This window comes from Cystobacter fuscus DSM 2262 (assembly GCF_000335475.2).
In the GTDB taxonomy this organism is placed as follows: domain Bacteria; phylum Myxococcota; class Myxococcia; order Myxococcales; family Myxococcaceae; genus Cystobacter; species Cystobacter fuscus.
The window spans coordinates 1-17,941 of sequence record NZ_ANAH02000025.1 but is presented as its reverse complement, the minus strand read 5'-3'; the positions used below and the strand labels follow the sequence as shown (position 1 = coordinate 17,941).

The window sequence follows — 17,941 nt, the reverse complement described above, 5'->3', positions numbered from 1 at the left end:
GGGCCAGCTCACTGGCCCCCATCGGAAGTGCGAATCATCGAGCCTGCATCAGCCGCTGTTTCTCCCTCAGGATCAGGCTCCACTCCTGAAGGCCCATGCCGAGTGCTCGCGTCCACGCGTCGATCTCCGCCACCAGACTGGGATCGACGCCGCGCAGCCGCTGGAGTTCGGGCACCGCGTCCGCGAAGCCCAACTGGGCGATGCTCTGCAGCAGCGCCTTGCGCACCGAGGAGTCCTTCTCGCCGAGGTACATGGCGAGCAGCGACTCCCGGGCGCTGGCCATCCGCGTCGAGGGCACTCCGCCCAGCGCGGTGGCCGCCGCCTCGCGGACCTCCGCGTGGTCGCTGCGCAGCAGTGACTGGAGCCGGCTCGTCGAGTCGGCGCTGATCGCCTCGGTCGAGAGGTTGCCGAGGAGCTTCGCGGTCACCTTCGGATCCGTGGAGGCGAAGGCCGCCGCCACCGCCGTGTCCGCGGCCGGGCCGTGGTGACCCGAGTAGACGAACTGGTTGTCCTCGATGAGGTTGGTCGCCGCCTCCATGCGCACCTCGGGCGAGGCGTCCCGCACCAGGCGCTCATACATGTCCCCCGTGTTCTCGATGGCGCTGGTGCGTCGCATCGCGCGGACCGTGGCGGCGCGGACCGCCGGATCGCGCTCCTCCAGGGCCCGCCTGGCCACGGCCTGCATCGCGCTGGGGTCCGCCCCGCGCTCGGTCCGCGCGACCAGGGCCACCGCCAGGTGCTCGACCATGAGCGGATCCGTCTCCCGTTCGAACGCCGCCCGGAGCTCGCTGTCAGGCAGGGTGACGGCGGACTCGCGCAGGAGCGTGCGCAGGTAGCGCTTGTAGGCCTCCGACTTCGAGCCGAGACCCCGCCGGATCTGATCCATCAGGCCCCGCACCGAGCACGTCTCCCCCTGGATGACGGGAGCCGGGCGCGAGGAGACCCCCTGCGCGGAGGCGGGTGTGGGCACGACATGGCAGAGCGTGAGTGCCAGCAGGCCGAGCACGTTCGAGGTGAAGGCGGAGGGGCGGGTCATGGGGGCTCCGGTGCTCAGTCGTGGCGATCGAGGCAGTTGTGGGGATCCTGATTGGGCAGGCTGTTCCACAGCCGCACGAAGTCCAGGGTTCCACTGGCGTAGATTTGCTCGAAGGCCTGGTAGTCCGGCTGGAAGCGCGGGTCCTTCAGGGCCATGGTCGCCATGACCGGGAGCGCGTCCCTTCCCGCGGCGCGCGCCGCGAAGCGGAACAGGGCCCAGCGCACACACACGTCCTGCTCGGTCTCGAAGGAGCTGCCGAACAGTTCCAGCACCTTCGCCCTGTCCTGGGACAGGGAGAGGTTGTGCACTGCCGCCTCGCGGCCGCCCTCGCTGCCCTCGGTGGCGAGGATCCGCGTGTACCGCTCGGTGGCCTCGGCATCGAGGACGGGCGCCGCGTGCATGGGCATCGACAGCGCCAGGTAGCGGATCTGCTCGTCCGGCGACTCGGCGCCGATGGTGAGCAGCTTGTCCATATAAGGAGCGAGGCTGCCGCTCTGGTTGAAGTCCCGCTTCATGACCCGAGCGATCGTGCGGGTGGCGGCCCAGCCCGCCTCGCCGGAGACCGGATCCCTGGCGAAGTTCGCCAGCCGCGTGAGCGCCGTGGGCTCGAGCCGCTTCTGGGTATCCAGGGCCGACAGGAACCCCGCGCGTTGATGGGGCTCGAGGCTGCCGTCCAGGCTCATGTCCATGAGCCGCGCCGCGACCTGGGGAAGCTGGATGGCCTCGGAGTCCCGGAGGGCCGCCAGATACACCTTGGCGTCCTTGGGCCCGGCCTCGCGGGCCCAGCCCAGCACCTGACTGGCGCGGCCCGCGTCATTGCCGATCAGCTCCGTGAGCCGCTCCTTCAGGTAGTCCCGGACGAGCGGCTCGCGCGCGGACAGCATGGGCGCGGCCCACTCGCGGAAGTTGTCGATCGTCACGTCGTCGTTGAAGCGTTCCAGGTCCGGCCAGCACGTCGTGGACTCGAACCGCGGAGGGGCCGCGACGGCCTCCTGCGCCTCTTCCCCAGGGCCGGTGGACCCGGTGGCGGAGCCCCGCTGGGACGGCCCCGGGTTCGGGCCGCCCGGCACGGTTGCCGACCGCGTCTCGTCCCCGCCCTCCGACTCACGCGAGCCGGCGCCGATCAGCGCGACCCCCGCGAGCAGGGCCGCCGCACCCAATACCGTGGCGCCGCGCATCACATGTCGGCTCGAAGGGCTCTGGGTGGGGGAAGCGGAGCGGGAGGGGGAGTCTGGGGGCATGGCGTCCGGGACCATTGAGGGCTTGCTCTCCTGTAGAGCCCCCGGAACCGGAGTCATCCCAACGAAATAACAAAAACCTGGGTATCAGTGCCCGGTACCGGTCCAGCGCAGGACCTGGAGCATCTGCACCTTGGCGCTCAGGAACATGCGCGGGGCCCCGCTGGCCTGCGGGTCCGCGCCGCCCATCACGGGGACGTCCGTGTTCTGCACCCCCCCGGTGAAGGAGGCCGTCGGCGTGGTGCCCGCCGCGCTGTTGTCCACCCAGAGCCGGACCGCACCGCTCCCGTCATAGCAACCCGTGATGAGGTAGCCATTGCTGCCGTTGAGGCCATCGAGCGGAAGGGTGGCGTACTGGTAACCCCCCGCCACGTGGACGCCAAAGCGCAGCACTCGCGCGCCGCTGCTGGAGCGGTGCAGCTCGAGCGCGAACCCGCCGGCCTCCGCCTTGTTCAGCAGCGCCATCGTGCAGCTGCTCGCTCCTCCCGGGCAGGTGGTGAGCAGATCATCGAAATTGACATACGCGCTCACGAGGTAGCCCTGCCCGGCGGCCGTGTCCGCATCGTAGAAGGGCAGCGCCTGCGCGGAGGGCGCGGAGAAGACGAGTGAAGTGCCATGACGATCCTCTCCCTCGGCGTCCGTCCTCGTGGTCGGTGCCCCCGCGACGTTGACCGGTACCGTGTAGGCCGTGGCTCCGGTGCGGTAATAGCGGACACTCGTCGCCCCGGCTGGCTGGTTCCAGACGCTCATGTAGAGGAGCTGGTTGGCGTCCGAGATCACTCCCCGCGCCTTGGTCACGTCGTATTCGCAGACGAAGGCATCCACCTCCTCGCGCATGTTCGACAGGTAGACCTCGCCCATGCTGGTGGGAATGGTCCACAGCGAGACGCCCAGCCCCAGGGACTTCGCATAGGCCACCTTCGACAGGAGGTTCTCGCTGTCATAGGGGAACTCGACACCATGCCACCCCCGGGTCTTCGCATCCCGGAGCAGCCCATGGAAGGCGAGCATGTCGGCGGCGTCGCCATCCCTGAGGAAGACGTGGAACTGGATGTAGGGGCTGAGATCCGGATACTCGGGGAGGAGGGCCTGCACCGCCGCGAGATTGGCCCGGCGGGCGTAGAAGCCGCGGAAGACGACGGGGCGGCCGGCGCGCGCGTACCAGGTCCGCCGGGCCCGGAGCAGGTCCAGCAACTGGCGGGCGATGCTCTGGGACGTGCTCGTCTCCTTGATCTCGATGTAGAGCACCGCGTCGTCGGACTTCAGCGAGGCGTAGTCCAGCACGTTGGCCAGGAGGGGCCCGTTGGTGGAACCATCGTCCTCATGGTGGACGTACACCCTCCCCCCCTCCTCCTTGACGTCGAACTCGAGGAGGTCGGCGTCGGCATTGATGGCGGACTGTACCGTCGCGTTCGTCTTCGTGAGGTTGGCCGAGGAGGTCGTCTCGGTGGTCACGTAGCAGTTGTGCCGGCCGATGGCCGCCACATGTCCGGTCGGAGTCCGCGGGAAGGCCTTGGTGACGTTGGCCCAGTAGCCGGCGTTCACGAGGGGGGAGGCCACCTCGCCGGGCTCCTCGGGGATCTCCTCGGGGCCCCCGCAACCCGACAGCACGAGGAAACAGGAGGCCCAGACGGCAAGAGCGCGTATCGACTTGGAGCCTTGGGCATTCACACCCTGGAAGAGGGACGAGATTCTCCCCCATCCCAGAAAAACGAATTTCGTGGATTTTCTTGTCCGCCCCGGGGCGCGCTCAGGGGAGCTTGCCTCGTTCGCGGACGGAGCCCCGGAGGGTCGCCTCCGCCTCTCGGAGTTCCCGCAGGGCGGTGGTGACATCAACGGCCTGCTCCACCTGAAGGAGGGCCGCGTTGAAGACCCGGCCCGGGCGTGTCTGGCCCACGAAGCCCTCGAGGAAGTGGGGGACGCCGGCCATGACCGGGCTCGTCGGCTCCGGATTGGCGAGCAAGAACTCCATCGGCACGAGCCTGGTCTTCGCCGTGCGCCCGGGCTCTTCGTTCAGCATCACCCGGCACTGCGCCCGCACCAGCGCCGCCAGCTCCGCCTCCGCCCCGGGCGGGAGCCCGAGCACCGAGATGAAGCCCGCGGTCAGCTTCTCCTCCAGTGCGCCCGCGTCATGGAGCCAGTGCGAGGAGGGAAACCGCGCGCGCAACGCCTCGACCGTGTCCCGGAAGAAGCGGCGTTCCAGCCCACCCACCTTCCAGGCGTTGCGGCCGAGCCACTCCAGCCGATCGATCAGGAAGGAGAGGAACGTGCGGACCTGCCGCAGACAGATCAGCACCTCACACCCGACGAAGCCGTTGGGAGCCGCCAGGTCCACCGACTCGGGCAACTCACCCGGAGTGGCGAGCACCCCCACGAAGGGTGCTCCGAAGACGATGGGCGTCTCCAGGTCGAGGAAGCGGCCGTCCGCGGTGAAGTTGTTGTGGAAGGAGCCCCAGTAGACGCCGGCCTGGAAGTAGCGCTCGAAGTGGTGGACCAGCCGCTCGAGGGCTCCCTCCAGGCGCTCCGCGAGCGTCTCGGGGGTGACCTCGCGGGAGCGCACCCGCGGCTGGGTGGGTCCCCCGAGGTACTGGGCCATCTTCAGGAAGAGATCGATCAGGAATGGAACTCCGTACTGCCACTGCGAGAACGACCAGGTGAAGTTGGACAGGCGCGCGAACTCCCCTCCTTTGACCGTGATCGCCTGGAGCCGCCGATCCACCGCCGCGAAGTCGCGGAAGTCCCGCTGAGGGAAGAACGACTCGAGATAGCGCTCGGCGCCGGGTGGCAAGGGCGCGAGGAGCAGCCCCTCGCACCCGACGAGGGTGTCACCCGCTCCCAGTTCCTCCAGGTAACAGCTCACGAGGTACTCCCTCATGGCGGCGGAGGGGAACAGGTGCCCACTGCTGTGGTAGCGATCCATCGGGTGGTTCCAGTTCGCCGCGAGCAGCGTGCGGCCCACGCCCTTGAGGTACTTGCCCCCATGAAAACCCGCCCGGCCCGACCCCAGCCGGTGGGAGACGTTGATGTCCGCGTTGGTCTGGAGGTCCGAGTACAAGAGCTCGGCTTCGTGCTCCGGCGGCGCCGAGAACCCGAAGGGGCCGATGCGTCCCAGATCGACCTGGACGGCATACCGGGCATGGCTCGCGTGCAGCGCGGTGAAACCGGCCGGCGCGACCGGGATGGGAACCCACCAGGAGTCTGGAAGGGAGGGCTGTGGAGGCTGACAGGTCGCGGACACGGTTGACTCCTGCGTGAGCTTCGAGCTCCGCGCTAGTTCAAGACGAACAGATCCCGTGGCTCGGTGCCCACGGGAGGGACACGCTCCGCCGGTTCGATGATTCGCAACGCCGCCTCGTACTCCTCGCGCCGGAGCGCACTCTGGAGGGCCCGCTGGTTGTCCTCGCTCACCGAGTCGAGGACCGTCGCGGCGATGCGCTGGATGACGTAGTACTTCAGGCTCTTGGGGGAGGCAGCGGCCTCTGGCGTGAGCGGGACGACGTTCGCGTTGACGAAGCGGAAGTCGGGCGGGCACGCCTTCGGGCTCTCGGGAGGCGTGTTCCGATTCTCGAGCACGAGTCCGCTGTCGGAGTCCTCCTTCACCTTGGCGAACAGCACGAGCCCCAGTTCGTGAATCAGCCGCTGCTTCCACGGCTCCTCGAAGGAGACGGGGGCGGCCAGCCGGTGGGGCTCATCCGGCAGCCGCGTGGCGGCCAGAAAGCCGAGCCACTCCCGGGCGTACTCCCGCTGCTGGGCGCCGTAGCGCAACTCGTGCGAGAGCCATTTGAGCAGACGCGCGCTCCTGCGAGCGTCCCGCACGTCGAAGCCCTTGAAGACCCCCGAGCAATAGAACCGGGCGATGTCGCCGAAGAAACCGGGGCGCTGCGCGTCCCAGCCGGGGCAGAACCGGCGGTACTCGCAGACGTAGTGCTCGTGATAGTCCACCGTGAGGGTGGTGCACGTCGTCCCGATGGGGATCCGCTCGTCGAGGTCGATCGTCGAGAGATACCAGTAATCGAGGCCGACCGTCGCGGCGGCCTCCGTGAGGAGATGGCAGAAGACGAAGTCCTCGAGGTTGTCGCGGTGGATGGGGCCGGTATCGAACCGGACCCACGGGGCCAGTTCCGCGATGACCGCCGCGGACCAGCAGTGCAGATAATCGTGCGCGGCGAACAGCACCTCCCGGACCAGGCGATCGTCCTCGTTGTAGTCCCGGGCGGAGCCATGGGGATCGGCGAGCCAGCGCGAGAGGGCTGAGTTGCTCGCGAGGAAGAGGCTCCGCTGGAAGGGGTTGAAGCCCGCCAGGCTCACGGGGATGAGGTGCTTGTACTTCCACTGTTGATCGATGGCGCGCGGCACGAAACGCACCAGGGCATCGGAGAGCATCCGGCGCACGAGAGGGATTCGCGCGAGCGACTCCGGATGGGGTTCGAAAGAAAGGGGGAGAGAGGAAGCGCTGGGCATGGCGGGGATCCGCGGGGGAGGGACGGCGCCGCGGAAGAGGCGGCGCCATCCCGGGGACTCGGCCGACATCGAGAAGAGAGGCCCGGAGGAGAGCAAGCCGCGAAGCGCGGCAACTCCCTCCGGTGCCCGAGATCAAAACTCGATGAGCTTGGTCTCGCTGTCCGGATCCTTGTGCCCAATCACCTTGAATCCGCTATCCCCGCCCACGACCTGCTCCAGCTCCTCGAGGGTCAACTGCTTCTCCTCCGCGAGCTGATCCTGGTTCAGGGCGTCCTTCTGCGTCGACTCGTTCATGGTCTTGCTCCTTGTGTGACCGCGGCGTCATCACCGCGGCCACCTGGAAGGAGCTTCGTGGAGACAATCGTGACTGGCCTGGGAACGTCGCCCGTGCTGGCCTGCTTGCTGGCCGGGCACCAGGGCTGGCTGCTCGGCGACCCACGACTTCATCCCGAGTGGGAATCAGTTACAGCCGCTCCCCTTGGTCGGACCGAGGTCCGCCCATTGGATGCTGCCGTCGGGGACGCCCCAGCGCTCGTTGGTATAGCTCTCGAGGTCGATCAGCGCGTCGGCGTTCCCCTTGTTCTGGGTGCAGCAACCCGAGCAGTCCGAGTCGGCGCACGTGTCGAGCACGGTGACCACGATGGTCTTCGTGCCGGACTTCAGGCAAAGGTCATGGAGCTTGAGCGCGTTCATGTTGGGGAACACCGCGACGATGTTGTGCGCCGCCACCCACGCCTCCGACTTCTTCCCTTCGCACGCCGCGAACTGCCCTGCCCACGTGCAGCCGTTGTACTTGGTGCACTCCTCGCTGCCCGGATCCGGGTATGACGTGTAGTTGGTCTTGTTGGCGGTCTTCCAGACGAGGCCGGGAGCGTCACAGCCCGTGGTGGGAGGCGGCGTCGTGCCTCCGGACAAGCCAGAGATCGTCAACTGCTCCCACGAGTCGAGCACGGCGCCATACGCGAACACCGTGCCGCCGCCACCGTTCTCCGCCGACACCCAATGGCCAGTCGTGACCGCCTGCAGGCCGACGATGTCGCCGTTGGCGATCGGGCCGCTCCCGCTCTTCTTGACGATGCGGAACGTCTCCCAGCCCAGGCGATTCCAGCTGGCGGCGTTCAGCGTCGAGCCACCGCCGTTGGCGGCCTGAAAGTACTGCCCGGTGCCCGCGGTGATGAAGATCGAGTCTCCACTCTCGAGGGCCCCGCCGTTGATGTCATCGATCGTGAACTTCTCCCACGCCTGGGCGCTCGTCGCCGTCGCGATGACCGCGCCACCTCCATTGTTCTGGGCGCCCACATAGCGGCCGCCGAGCACCGTCTTGAAGCTCACGCCGGAGAGGAGCAACGGACTCGAGGCGGCCTCCGTGACGTCGTCCTGCCCTTCAGGCGAACTGTTCACCGGAGAGCACGCGCCCGTGAGCAACAGCGCCGAGCATGCGGAACGAAGGAACAGCTTTGAGCGTTTGAAATGGAGCATGAATCCTGCCTTGGTTGACGGACGGAGGTTGAAGTTTGCCCTGGCTCCTACGGAGACTCTCGCGGCTGGCTTCGGGTCATCGGAATCGACATGATGCCCGAGGGCCCGGGAGGAGCGTTCCCCGGGCCCATCCGGCACGCCTCCAGACAATGGCATCCACGAGCATGACGCGCGCGTTATGGGCCGCGTCCTCCGCCTCGCCGCCCCCGCAGCCTGGGGTCGCCACCGTGGCCGCACCCGCCAGGGTGAGGGTCACCGCCATCGTTGTGTTTTCATGAAAAACATTATAGGCGTGAATTGCCGTTTTGTCGAAATTCGAGCGAGAACATCTGGGGTTCTCGTGGACGTTCGTGTCGCATCACCATCCAGGCGGGAGTGAACTTGCGGTTCTTCAATCAGGCTCTTCTACGCAGGCTGTGTTCGGTGTCGCTGTTCGCGCTCGCGGGGTGTGGTCCGCTGGACAGGGACGCTCCTCTTCCTTCCGAGCAGGACGGGGTCGCGGCCGAGGTCAGCGCCACCCCACGGGCGCTGTCCACGGTGGCGTACCGGAGCGGCTCCACGGCGACCGGCAAAAGCATCACCTCGCTGAGCATCACGAAGCCCACGGGCACGGTGGCGGGCGACGTGCTCCTGGCGCACCTCGTCAACCGCAACAACGTGGCCGCGGTGGCGACGCCTCCCGCGGGCTGGACGCTCCTGCGCTCGGACCAGAGCGCGTCGCAGCTCAAGTCGTGGGTCTTCTACAAGGTCGCGACGGCGTCCGAGCCCGCCAGCTACGCGTTCGCCATCGATCTCGCCAGTTACATGGCTGGCAGCATCTCGGCCTTCTCCGGCGCGGACACGGCCAACCCCATTGACGCGCAGAGCGGCCAGAAGAACGGCACCACCGCCAGCTTCGACACGCCCGCCATCACCACCACCACCGCCAACGGTGTCGCGGTGTGGTTCGGCGCGCAGATCTGGACCGGCGCCGCGTGCCCGGCCAGCCCCATCGTCCCGCCGGCGGGCTTCACCGAGCCGTTCGACACCTGCCTCGTGTCCTCGTCCACCGGCCTGCTCTTCAACGCGGCCTACAAGGACCTGGGCGTGGCGGGCGCGCAGCCCGCGTTCAACGGCAGCTCGCCCTACGCACAGACGAACACCGCCCAGGTCGTCGCGCTCCGGGCGGCGAACGCGTCCTCCTCCTGCGGCGTGGGCGACACCTTCGCCACCACGTACACCACCCAGGGCACCGTGACGGCCACCGCCATCGTGGAGCCATCAGGCCTCGCGGCCAGCCGCCTCACCCCGGGCGTCCTCTACGTGCACAACGAGGACACCACCGCCATCGTCGCCATCAGCACCACGGACGCGAGCACCCTGGGCACCTTCAACGTGTCCAACGTGACGCCCGCGGACTGGGAGGACGTCGCCACCGGGCCCTGCCCCACCGGCAAGTGCATCTACATGGGGGACATCGGCCGCTCGAGCGCCAACTTCCCCACGCCGCCCTCCACCTTCGCCGTCTACCGCATCCCGGAGCCGAACCTCGGCGCGGGCCAGACGAGCGGCAGCCTCACCGCGCAGGCCTTCCCGTTCCAGTACCCGGACACGCCCAAGGACGCGGAGACCATCATGGTCCACCCCACCACGGGCGACATCTACATCATCACCAAGTCCTACGCGGGCGCGAGCAAGGTCTACAAGTTCCCGCAGCCGCTGCCGGCCCCGGGCACCCTGTCCACGCTCGTCTTCGTGTCCGACCTCCAGCTGCCCACCACCACGGACACCAACTACGCCGCCGCCACCTCGGGCAACATCCACCCGTGTGCCAACCGCTTCCTGCTGCGCACCTACCGCTAGGTGTATGAGTTCCGCGCCGCCCCGGGCGCGGCCTTCGAGACCGCCTTCGCCGCCCTCCCCGTCTCCCTGACGGACACCGTGGAAGGCCAGGGCGAGGCCATCGAGTACGACTCCACCGGGACGAGCTATTACACGATGAGCGAGTCCCCCTCGCCCTTCAAGCTCAAGCGCGTCGTGCGCCAGTAGGCAGAGTGGAGGCGGCGGGAATCGATGCCCCTCATGGGCGAGGTCGGCCGAGAGCGGGAGCACCTGCCGATTCCCGGGTTCTGCGACGTCGTCATGCACGCGGAGTTCGACGAGTAGACCGACACCCGCCCGGTGCTACTCCCACCCGTTGAGCCATCCTCCGCGAGAAAGAAGGTCGATGGCTTCGTCGATGCTGTGGGTTGCCTTGGCTGCCAGCTCGTCCAGATCGTCACCCAGCAGCGCGCGCATTTGATGCGGTACGAACACCAGGTCGATGAACTTGGCGGCGGCTGGCAATGCTCGCTCGATTGCCGCGGTGGTCCCTGATTGCGGGCCCGCGATCGCCTCCGCGACAAGTTGTATACCGCGGTCCCGTCCAATCCTGTCCGTAAGTCGAGCAAGTTCCGGCAGGCGATAGGCGGTTGTAATCACCACCCGCATCAAGGCAACCACCCCGGGCTGAAGTGCATGGGCCAGGATGCCGTTCCCCACGGTACGCAACCGCTCCCGCAGCGTCAGGCCGACCGGGAGGTCCTTGGACGGTGCAAGCATGCACCCGACGCTGTGGCGGACCACCGCGGTGAACAGCTCCTCCTTGTTGGCGTATCGCGCATAGATGCTGGCCTTGCCCGCGCCTGCCTGAACCGCGACCTCATCACAACTCGTCGCCTCGAAGCCAAGGTGCAAGAACAAACGTGTAGCCGCCTCCAGGATACGGCGATCGACTTCGCCGGCCTGCTCCGCCGACGGACGACCACCCCGGCCCCTTCGAGCCGCCGGAGCTTTCTTGGGAGAGGTGCTTTTCCCTTGCATGACCGGAACGCATAGGCTACTTCCCCGCTCATTTCAACTGAACGGCATCGTTCAGTTAATTCATCGAGGGGACGTGTGACGTGGCCAGGATGACGCTCGAGGAGTGGAGTGACGCGCACGAAGGGGAGTGGGCGCCATGATGGACGGTACCGGTCAGATCATCGCTGTCGCGGGGGCAACCGGAGACCTGGGCGGACGCCTCGCGAGCGCGTTGACCCGGAGACACGCGCAGGTCCGCGCACTGGTTCGGGCGGGCACTTCGGAGACGAGAAAAGCCGCGGTGCGAGCTACCGGCGCGACCCCCGTCGAAGTCGACTTCGACGATGCCGCGGCGCTCGAACGCGCCTGCGCCGGCGCCGCCTGCGTCGTTTCCGTTCTCAACGGGTTGGAACCGACGATCATTGGCCTGCAAAGCCAACTGCTCGACGCCGCGGTCGCGGCCGGCGTGCCGCGATTCATGCCGTCTGATTTCTCGCTCGACTTCACCAAGACGCGACCTGGCGACAACCGCAACCTGGACCTTCGTCGCTCTTTCATGGCTCGGGTGGATCAAGCACCCATTCGCGCTCACTCCGTGTTGAATGGGATGTTCACGGATCTGCTGACGGGAGAGGCCCCCATCATCCTGCGCAACCGTCGCCGGATCCTTTACTGGGGCGATGCCGATCAACTGCTTGACTTCACCACGAAGGACGATGTGGCCGATTATACCGCCGACGTCGCCCTGGATGCCGACGCGCCTCGCTTCCTGCGGGTCGCCGGAGCCTCCGCGAGCCCCCGTGACCTGGCTGGCATCATGACGCGGTTGAGCGGTCAACGCTACACGTTGTTCCGTGCGGGCGGGATGGGTCTGTTCGGTGTTGTCATCAAGATTGCCCGCACACTCTCACCCAAGACGGATGCGCCATTCCCTGCCTGGCAGGGGATGCAATATCTCCGCGACATGTCGAGCGGCCGGGGCAAGCTTTCCCCCCTCGATAATGAACGGTATGGCAAGACGAATTGGACGTCCGTCGAAGACGTCCTCGCCGGCCCCGTATAACTCCCCATCCCGAACTGGAGTGTTCCTGATGACTGGCCGCATCGAGCCGTTTCACCTGTCCGTGCCGCAGTCCGAACTGGACGACCTGCGTGCGCGGCTGATGCACACCCGCTGGCCCGATCCGGGGACGGTCGAGGACACCCGCCAGGGTCCGCCGCTCGCCAGGATTCGTGCGCTCGCGGAGCGGTGGCGCGATGGCTATGACTGGCGCCGGTGCGAAGCGTTGCTCAACGGCTTCGGCCAGTATCGCACCGAGATCGACGGACTTGGCATCCATTTCCTGCACATCCGCTCGCCCGAGCCAGAGGCGTTGCCGCTCCTCATGACGCATGGCTGGCCAGGGTCGGTGCTGGAGTTCCGTGACGTGATAGGGCCCCTCACGAACCCGGTCGCGCATGGCGGCAAGGCGTCTGACGCCTTCCATCTCGTCATCCCGTCGCTGCCGGGGTTTGGCTTTTCCGACAAGCCCACCGGGCCAGGGTGGCACATCGGGCGCATCGCCAGCGCGTGGAGCTCGTTGATGCAGAGGCTGGGCTATGAGCGTTGGGCCGCGCAGGGCGGCGACTGGGGAGCGGGGGTCACGACGACGCTCGGCTACATGGCACCAGCCGGCCTGATCGGTATCCACCTCAATATGGTGATGTTCCAACCGACCGGCGAGGAACGTGCGAATGCTGACGCTCACGAGCGGAAGATGCTTGCTGACGCGCAACGCTATGACGAGCAGTTCTCTGGCTATTACAAGCTCCAGAATACCCGGCCACAGTCCGTCGCGTTCAGCCTCGCGGACTCACCTGTCGGACTGGCCGCGTGGATCTATGCGCTATTCCAGGACGTCTCGGACAGCGGCGGCGATCCGGAGCGCGTGTTCACGCTCGATGAGATGCTGGACGACATCATGCTCTACTGGTTGCCAAACGCCGGGCCGAGCTCCGCGCGCTTGTACTGGGAAAGCGCGCAGGCGATGAAGCAAGGTGGCATGCCAACCATGCCCATGCCGACGCCGGCCGGCATCAGCATGTTTCCCGGCGAGCAGGTGCGGCTGTCCCGACGCTGGGCGGAACCCCGCTTCGCCAACCTCGTCCACTTCAACGAGTTGGAGCGGGGTGGTCATTTCGCGGCGCTGGAGCAACCGGCGGCCTTCGTGGAGGAAGTCCGCGCCACCTTTTCCGGGCTCCGGTAGCGTTTATACGCATGTGCCTCGGATGGCTGGACGGCCGCCGCTGCACCACGCACTGGCGGCGCACGCAGGAACCGCCTCACTCCGTGGCGAGCACCTTCAGCAGCCTGCTGGTGACACCCGACACGGAGGCCCCCTCGCGGTTGGTCAGCACCGCGAGTGAGGCCTTGCGCTCGGGCAGGTAGAAGGCCAGGGAGGAGAACCCGGGGATGGCACCGTCATGGCCATTGCCAGGCCCCACGGGGGTGTCGGCCCGCACCATGCCCAGGCCATACCCGGGCATGCCTGGGACGGGCGTCGCCACCCAGTCGGTCATCTCCGCGAGCTGCTCCGAGGCGAGCAGCGAGCCCTCGAAGAGGGCCTGATAGAAGGCGCTGAGGTCATCGGCGCTGGAGATCAGGGCACCGGCCGCGCCGGCCGCGGACGGATGGACGAAGTCGGTGAAGTCCCTCCACGAGCCATCGCGTGGGTCCCGCGAATAGCCCCGCACGACGAGGGGCGGCAGCGGCTCGGCGCCGTCCATCCCCGTGCTGTCCAGGTCCAGGGGCTCGAGGATGCGCGTGCGAATTTGCTGCGCCAACGGCGTCCCCGTCACCGACTCGAGGATGTGGCCGAGGAGGATGTAGTTGGTATTGGAGTACTCCCAGCCCGTCCCTGGTTCGAAGGAGGGGGACTTCGCGGCGCCCAGCGCGATGAGCTCCTCGGCGGCCCACGTCTTCCCGGGGTTCGCCTCTACCTGGGCGAGGAAGTCCTGGCTCTGGGTGTAGTTGAACGCGCCGCTCGTGTGGTTGAGGAGCTGGCGCACGGAGATGAGGTCCGCACGGGGAAAGTCCGGCACCCAGGTGGCCAGCGGCGCGTCCAGGGACAGCTTCCCCTCGGCCTGGAGCTGCAGTGCCACCACGGAGACGAAGTTCTTGGTGATGCTGCCCACGCGCAGCCGGTCCTCGACCTTCAGCCCGGTGGCGGGCTCCACCCTGGAATCGCCCATCGCGCCCCGCCACGTACAGTCCTGGAGACGCAGCGAGACGGTGACCCCGGGGAGATCCTCGGCCAAGGTGGCCTCCTCGAGCGCGTGCTGCAGCCGGGGCGCGAGCCGGTCACAAACCAGGCCCTCATCCTTCTCACAACCCGAGAGCCACAGCAGCAGCGTTACGCCAAGCACGCGTCGACCAAACCGATGGGTGAACATCCGAAGTCCTCCAGGCGAATTCGTGGTGAGTGAACCAAGCACCGGAGGCCCGTCCATCTGTTACCTGATGGTGGAGGCGCGAAAATCTTGACTGATGCCCCCATACGCTATGTCCTATTGCGCTTCAGCCAAGGTGAAAGGGGCTTCACTCATGCTTCGACGTATCTTCGTTTCCGCCTTCCTCGCAGCTGCCATGGGACTGGGATGTGGAGGGGAAATTCCAGCCGACGCCGGGAACGGAACGCCCGAGCAGCAGGAGAAGGCGGGACTCCTCATGTCCTGTGACACGATGCAGAACAGGGTCTGCAATCCGTTGTCCGAGGGGGCCTGTGTGTATGGCGATGGCACCTTGGGCGAGTGTTATTGCCAGGACATCCCCTTCAACAGGTGGGTGTGCATGCGCCCCACTCTTTGATGACACGCCGTTGAAGGCGGAGGGCGTTCCTTCCCGCACCGGGCAAGGCGAACGCCCTCTTGCCAGCCAGGGCTCGAGGCAGCGAGCGGCCAGGGCTTACTTGAGTGAGCGGGAGGCGGGGCTACCGGAACACGGCAACGACCGCGTCATCCATCACGACACCGTAGTGGCCCCACCACCACTCGGAGTCCATGCCGCCGTCAGTCCAGCGGACATAACGCGCGGCCGGGCCGTAGCCGGTGAACATCATGGCCCGCCCCACCCTCGCCCCCGCCGCCGAGTTGGAGAAGCTGGATGTGCGGCGCATCACGGCGGGCAGCGCGATCTCCGAGGCCATGTACGCCCATGCGGCGCGGCGGAGCGGGTTTCACCGGTGCCTGGCGCGCGAGTGGCCGGCAGCTTCGCCTTCGCGCGCGAGGTCTTGCGCAGCGGTGCCATGAGGCAGGCGGGTGCCGACGCGGACGCGGGCAAGAAGGACGATCCGAGCCAGCGCTCGGTGTTCTTTCTCGACGGCGAGCCGCACCGTCGTCGGCGTGCCGCCATCGCCCGTTTCTTCACCCCCAAGGCCATCTCCACCCGCTACCGCGAGGTGATGGAGCGCACGACCGACGAGCTGCTGGCCTCCATGCGGGCCCAGGGCGGCGCCATGCTCGACAGGAGCAGCTTCCAGCTCGCGGTGGCGGTCGCGGCCGAGATCGTGGGTCTCACCCAGAGCGACCAGATCGGCATGGCCGCGCGGATCCGCGCCACGCTTCCGTCGGGCGGCCTCCGCAAGTGGGGGCCGGTCGGCCGTCTCGTCGCGGCGGCCACTCAACGCTACCACGGGCTTTCCTTCTTCTTGCGCGACGTGCGCCCGGCGATCGCCGCGCGGCGCGAGAAGCGCCGGGACGATGTGATCTCGCATCTGCTTGACGAGGGCTACTCGGATCAGGCGATCCTGATCGAGTGCATGACCTACGCCGTCGCGGGCATGGTCACCACGCGCGAGTTCATCGTGATGGCCGCGTGGCATCTGTTCGAGCGCGACGCGCTGCGCGAGCGCTTCTTGAACGGCGGTGAAGACGAGCAGTTCGCGATCCTCGAGGAGATCCTGCGCCTGGAGCCGGTAGCGGCGATGCTGCACCGGCGCGCCGCCGAGGAGACGCAGCTGGCCGCGGCGGGGTCCATCGCCGCCGGGTCGGTCGTCGCCATTGACATCCGGGCGGCGAACACCGACGAGGCCGTGACGGGCCCCTGCCCGCACATGATCGATCCCGACCGCGCCAGGCGGATGAAGGTGCTCGGTTCCTATATGAGCTTCGGTGACGGCAATCATCGCTGCCCGGGCGCGCAGGTGGCGATGCACGAAACGCGCGTGTTCCTCGATCGGCTGCTGCGAGTGCCGGGCATCCGGCTGGAGCGAGCGCCCGAGATGCGCTGGTTCGATGAGCTGATGAGCTATGAGTTGCGCAACGCCAAGGTTGTCTGTGACAGGAGTTGAACCGCGGGCATCTGCCCGGCTGGAAGCGAACCAGCGGCCTCGTGTTCAATTGCGACGGCGACAAGAAGAAGGGTGACGCCCGCTGCGGCTGGGCGCTCAAACCGAGGGCTCGTGTTTGGACAACACGAGATCCAGGGCCTGCGCTTCGCGCCGCAGCTCCGGATCCCCCCGCACCGTCGACAGCAGGGTGCGCGCGTGGGTGGGATCCGTCTTCGCCAGGGCCATGGCCGCGTAGAGGTTCGCGCGGGGGTGGTCGGGATGCACGGCCAGCACGGGCTCGAGCACCTGATCGGCCCGCGCGTCCTCGCCCCGTTCCAGCAGCGCCATGGCCAGGCTACAGGCCGGTCCCGGCTCCGAGGGCGCGCGGGCATGCGCGGACTCCAGCAGTTCCAGCGCCCGATCGCGCTCCCCCAGCGGGTCCAGGGCGAGCGCCAGCCCGTGCATCACCTCCGCGTCATCGGGACTTGCCCGCAGCGCCTCCTCCAGCAACCGGCGCCCCTCCTTCACGTCCCCCGCTTCCAGCCGAGCCATTCCGTCGCGATAAAGGTTTGTTTTCATTGAGCCCCTCCCGTGCTGCGCGGCGCGTCACCAGGGAACCGTCACGGCGATGCAACCGCCGGGTCCCAGAATCCGATAACCCAAGAGTCCGTCCTCCACCAGGGTCCCATGATCGTCCGAAATTCGCCCATCGCCACCCCGCCGCGCCCGGCCCACACTCCTCCGGCCGCGGCTCCGGCCCAGGCGCTGGCCCCCGCCCTGACGCGCTCCGCGCCGCGGGATGCGTTCAGCCAGACGACCACCGCCCTGCAGCGCACGGCCCAGGTGGGCGCCGCCCCCGCGAGCAATCACGGCACGCTGATGACCGAGTACCTCACCGGTGCTCGTCCGCCTCCGGCCGACTTCGAGAAGGTCATGGGCTACAAGCCCTTCGCCATCCAGACCCAGCATGGCCAGCGGATGCAGGATCCGTTCGGCTCCGCCTCCGCCCCCGGCAAGGTGGGTCCGGACATGGAGTTCGATCCCGCGGCCAAGACGCACGACTACGGCTACGACCTGCTGCGCTACTACGATCGCAAGGGCACGCCGCTCGGGCCGGATGCGCGCAAGGCCGCCGACGCCCTCTTCCGCGAGGATCTCTTCGACTACGCGCATGACCAGAAGGGCCTGGGCAACCGCATCAAGTTCCAGACCTGGGCGCAGATCTACGCCACCGCGGTGGAGTTGAACTCGCGCGTGCAGGGCTACGGCCCTCCGTGACGTCCGGCGGACCGTGTTGTCTTCCCGTGTCCCCACTCAGCGGGACGGCTGCTTGATCATCACCGTCTGGGGTGCATAGGCGGGATAGAAGCCATCGCAGTGACTGCACCGTCTGGGCCTGGGGCTACAACACCAACGGGCAGCTCGGTGATGGGTCGACGACCCACCGCTCCACGCCCGTCCAGGTCTCGGGCCTCACCAGCATCACCGCCATTGCCGCGGGCGCCTACCACTCGCTGGCGGTGCGCGGCGATGGAACGGGTCAGTTTCCCCTCCCCCAGGATGCCCAGGAGTTCCTGTCGGGTAGACCGGGGCAGTTGCCC

At 67.6% G+C, this 17,941-nt stretch carries 17 protein-coding genes and 1 pseudogene; 7 read left to right on the top strand and 11 right to left on the bottom strand.

Annotation, left to right across the window (positions count from 1 at the left end; all coding sequences use genetic code 11):
* Positions 1-34 precede the first annotated feature (34 nt).
* The 7 genes from D187_RS32850 to D187_RS32825 all read right to left on the bottom strand — a co-directional run bounded on the left by D187_RS32850 (position 35) and on the right by D187_RS32825 (position 8,136).
* Positions 35-1,036, bottom strand: coding sequence for a HEAT repeat domain-containing protein (locus D187_RS32850; protein WP_002630486.1), 1,002 nt, complete (start codon positions 1,034-1,036; stop codon positions 35-37).
* Between the two features lie 14 nt (positions 1,037-1,050).
* Positions 1,051-2,292, bottom strand: a complete 1,242-nt coding sequence (locus D187_RS32845; RefSeq protein WP_002630485.1) for a hypothetical protein — start codon at positions 2,290-2,292, stop codon at positions 1,051-1,053.
* Positions 2,293-2,361: 69 nt separating this feature from the next.
* On the bottom strand, positions 2,362-3,834 hold the full coding sequence (locus D187_RS32840) for a glycerophosphodiester phosphodiesterase (RefSeq protein ID WP_155893760.1): 1,473 nt from the start codon (positions 3,832-3,834) through the stop codon (positions 2,362-2,364).
* A gap of 190 nt (positions 3,835-4,024) precedes the next feature.
* A complete protein-coding gene (locus D187_RS32835) occupies positions 4,025-5,512 on the bottom strand; it encodes a hypothetical protein (protein ID WP_002630483.1) in 1,488 nt (495 codons plus the stop codon).
* 32 nt (positions 5,513-5,544) lie between these two features.
* Positions 5,545-6,666: a hypothetical protein gene (locus D187_RS32830; protein ID WP_155893759.1), complete on the bottom strand. Its 1,122-nt coding sequence runs from the start codon at positions 6,664-6,666 to the stop codon at positions 5,545-5,547.
* A 201-nt stretch (positions 6,667-6,867) separates the two neighbouring features.
* Positions 6,868-7,029 carry a hypothetical protein gene (locus D187_RS55640; RefSeq protein ID WP_002630481.1) on the bottom strand — a complete coding sequence of 54 codons (162 nt, stop codon included), beginning with the start codon at positions 7,027-7,029 and terminating at the stop codon, positions 6,868-6,870.
* 165 nt (positions 7,030-7,194) lie between these two features.
* Positions 7,195-8,136, bottom strand: coding sequence for a fascin domain-containing protein (locus D187_RS32825; protein ID WP_245591880.1), 942 nt, complete (start codon positions 8,134-8,136; stop codon positions 7,195-7,197).
* Between the two features lie 501 nt (positions 8,137-8,637).
* On the opposite strand from D187_RS32825, the gene D187_RS32820 reads away from it, so the two are divergent.
* Together D187_RS32820 and D187_RS58270 are read left to right on the top strand one after the other, a co-directional pair.
* Positions 8,638-10,056, top strand: coding sequence for a cell wall anchor protein (locus D187_RS32820; protein WP_245591879.1), 1,419 nt, complete (start codon positions 8,638-8,640; stop codon positions 10,054-10,056).
* Positions 10,057-10,242 (top strand): hypothetical protein, encoded by a 186-nt coding sequence (locus D187_RS58270; RefSeq protein ID WP_002630478.1) that lies wholly within the window; start codon positions 10,057-10,059, stop codon positions 10,240-10,242. It abuts the gene before it with no gap.
* A 135-nt stretch (positions 10,243-10,377) separates the two neighbouring features.
* Here D187_RS58270 and D187_RS32815 read toward each other — a convergent pair whose 3' ends face one another.
* A complete protein-coding gene (locus D187_RS32815) occupies positions 10,378-11,055 on the bottom strand; it encodes a TetR/AcrR family transcriptional regulator (protein ID WP_043432607.1) in 678 nt (225 codons plus the stop codon).
* A 136-nt stretch (positions 11,056-11,191) separates the two neighbouring features.
* On the opposite strand from D187_RS32815, the gene D187_RS32810 reads away from it, so the two are divergent.
* Together D187_RS32810 and D187_RS32805 are read left to right on the top strand one after the other, a co-directional pair.
* Complete coding sequence (locus D187_RS32810; RefSeq protein ID WP_002630476.1) at positions 11,192-12,097, top strand: NmrA family NAD(P)-binding protein; 906 nt, start codon at positions 11,192-11,194, stop codon at positions 12,095-12,097.
* A 28-nt stretch (positions 12,098-12,125) separates the two neighbouring features.
* Complete coding sequence (locus tag D187_RS32805) at positions 12,126-13,280, top strand: epoxide hydrolase family protein (protein WP_002630475.1); 1,155 nt, start codon at positions 12,126-12,128, stop codon at positions 13,278-13,280.
* 76 nt (positions 13,281-13,356) lie between these two features.
* On the opposite strand, the gene D187_RS32800 is transcribed toward D187_RS32805, so the two are convergent.
* Both D187_RS32800 and D187_RS57220 read right to left on the bottom strand, forming a co-directional pair.
* Positions 13,357-14,466, bottom strand: coding sequence for a serine hydrolase domain-containing protein (locus D187_RS32800; protein WP_020918428.1), 1,110 nt, complete (start codon positions 14,464-14,466; stop codon positions 13,357-13,359).
* Positions 14,467-15,002: 536 nt separating this feature from the next.
* Positions 15,003-15,218, bottom strand: coding sequence for a hypothetical protein (locus tag D187_RS57220; protein WP_002630472.1), 216 nt, complete (start codon positions 15,216-15,218; stop codon positions 15,003-15,005).
* Positions 15,219-15,269: 51 nt separating this feature from the next.
* Here D187_RS57220 and D187_RS32790 point away from each other — a divergent pair, with 51 nt between their 5' ends.
* Positions 15,270-16,361 carry a cytochrome P450 gene (locus D187_RS32790; protein ID WP_211241594.1) on the top strand — a complete coding sequence of 364 codons (1,092 nt, stop codon included), beginning with the start codon at positions 15,270-15,272 and terminating at the stop codon, positions 16,359-16,361.
* 96 nt (positions 16,362-16,457) lie between these two features.
* Here the strand turns inward: D187_RS32790 and D187_RS32785 are convergent, their stop codons facing one another.
* Positions 16,458-16,919: a tetratricopeptide repeat protein gene (locus D187_RS32785; RefSeq protein WP_002630470.1), complete on the bottom strand. Its 462-nt coding sequence runs from the start codon at positions 16,917-16,919 to the stop codon at positions 16,458-16,460.
* Between the two features lie 108 nt (positions 16,920-17,027).
* Here D187_RS32785 and D187_RS32780 point away from each other — a divergent pair, with 108 nt between their 5' ends.
* A complete protein-coding gene (locus D187_RS32780; RefSeq protein ID WP_002630469.1) occupies positions 17,028-17,618 on the top strand; it encodes a hypothetical protein in 591 nt (196 codons plus the stop codon).
* Positions 17,619-17,713: 95 nt separating this feature from the next.
* A pseudogene (locus D187_RS32775) lies at positions 17,714-17,878 on the top strand (hypothetical protein); the annotation flags it as partial.
* Positions 17,879-17,941: the final 63 nt, after the last annotated feature.

Bases quoted from the DNA above. Each gene is read 5' to 3' on its own strand.
- D187_RS32850 (WP_002630486.1), bottom strand. From the start codon at position 1,036: ATGACCCGCCCCTCCGCCTTCACCTCGAACGTGCTCGGCCTGCTGGCA.
- D187_RS32845 (WP_002630485.1), bottom strand. From the start codon at position 2,292: ATGGTCCCGGACGCCATGCCCCCAGACTCCCCCTCCCGCTCCGCTTCC.
- D187_RS55640 (WP_002630481.1), bottom strand. From the start codon at position 7,029: ATGAACGAGTCGACGCAGAAGGACGCCCTGAACCAGGATCAGCTCGCG.
- D187_RS32815 (WP_043432607.1), bottom strand. From the start codon at position 11,055: ATGCAAGGGAAAAGCACCTCTCCCAAGAAAGCTCCGGCGGCTCGAAGG.
- D187_RS32810 (WP_002630476.1), top strand. From the start codon at position 11,192: ATGATGGACGGTACCGGTCAGATCATCGCTGTCGCGGGGGCAACCGGA.
- D187_RS32805 (WP_002630475.1), top strand. From the start codon at position 12,126: ATGACTGGCCGCATCGAGCCGTTTCACCTGTCCGTGCCGCAGTCCGAA.
- D187_RS32800 (WP_020918428.1), bottom strand. From the start codon at position 14,466: ATGTTCACCCATCGGTTTGGTCGACGCGTGCTTGGCGTAACGCTGCTG.
- D187_RS57220 (WP_002630472.1), bottom strand. From the start codon at position 15,218: ATGGCCTCGGAGATCGCGCTGCCCGCCGTGATGCGCCGCACATCCAGC.
- D187_RS32785 (WP_002630470.1), bottom strand. From the start codon at position 16,919: ATGAAAACAAACCTTTATCGCGACGGAATGGCTCGGCTGGAAGCGGGG.
- D187_RS32780 (WP_002630469.1), top strand. From the start codon at position 17,028: ATGATCGTCCGAAATTCGCCCATCGCCACCCCGCCGCGCCCGGCCCAC.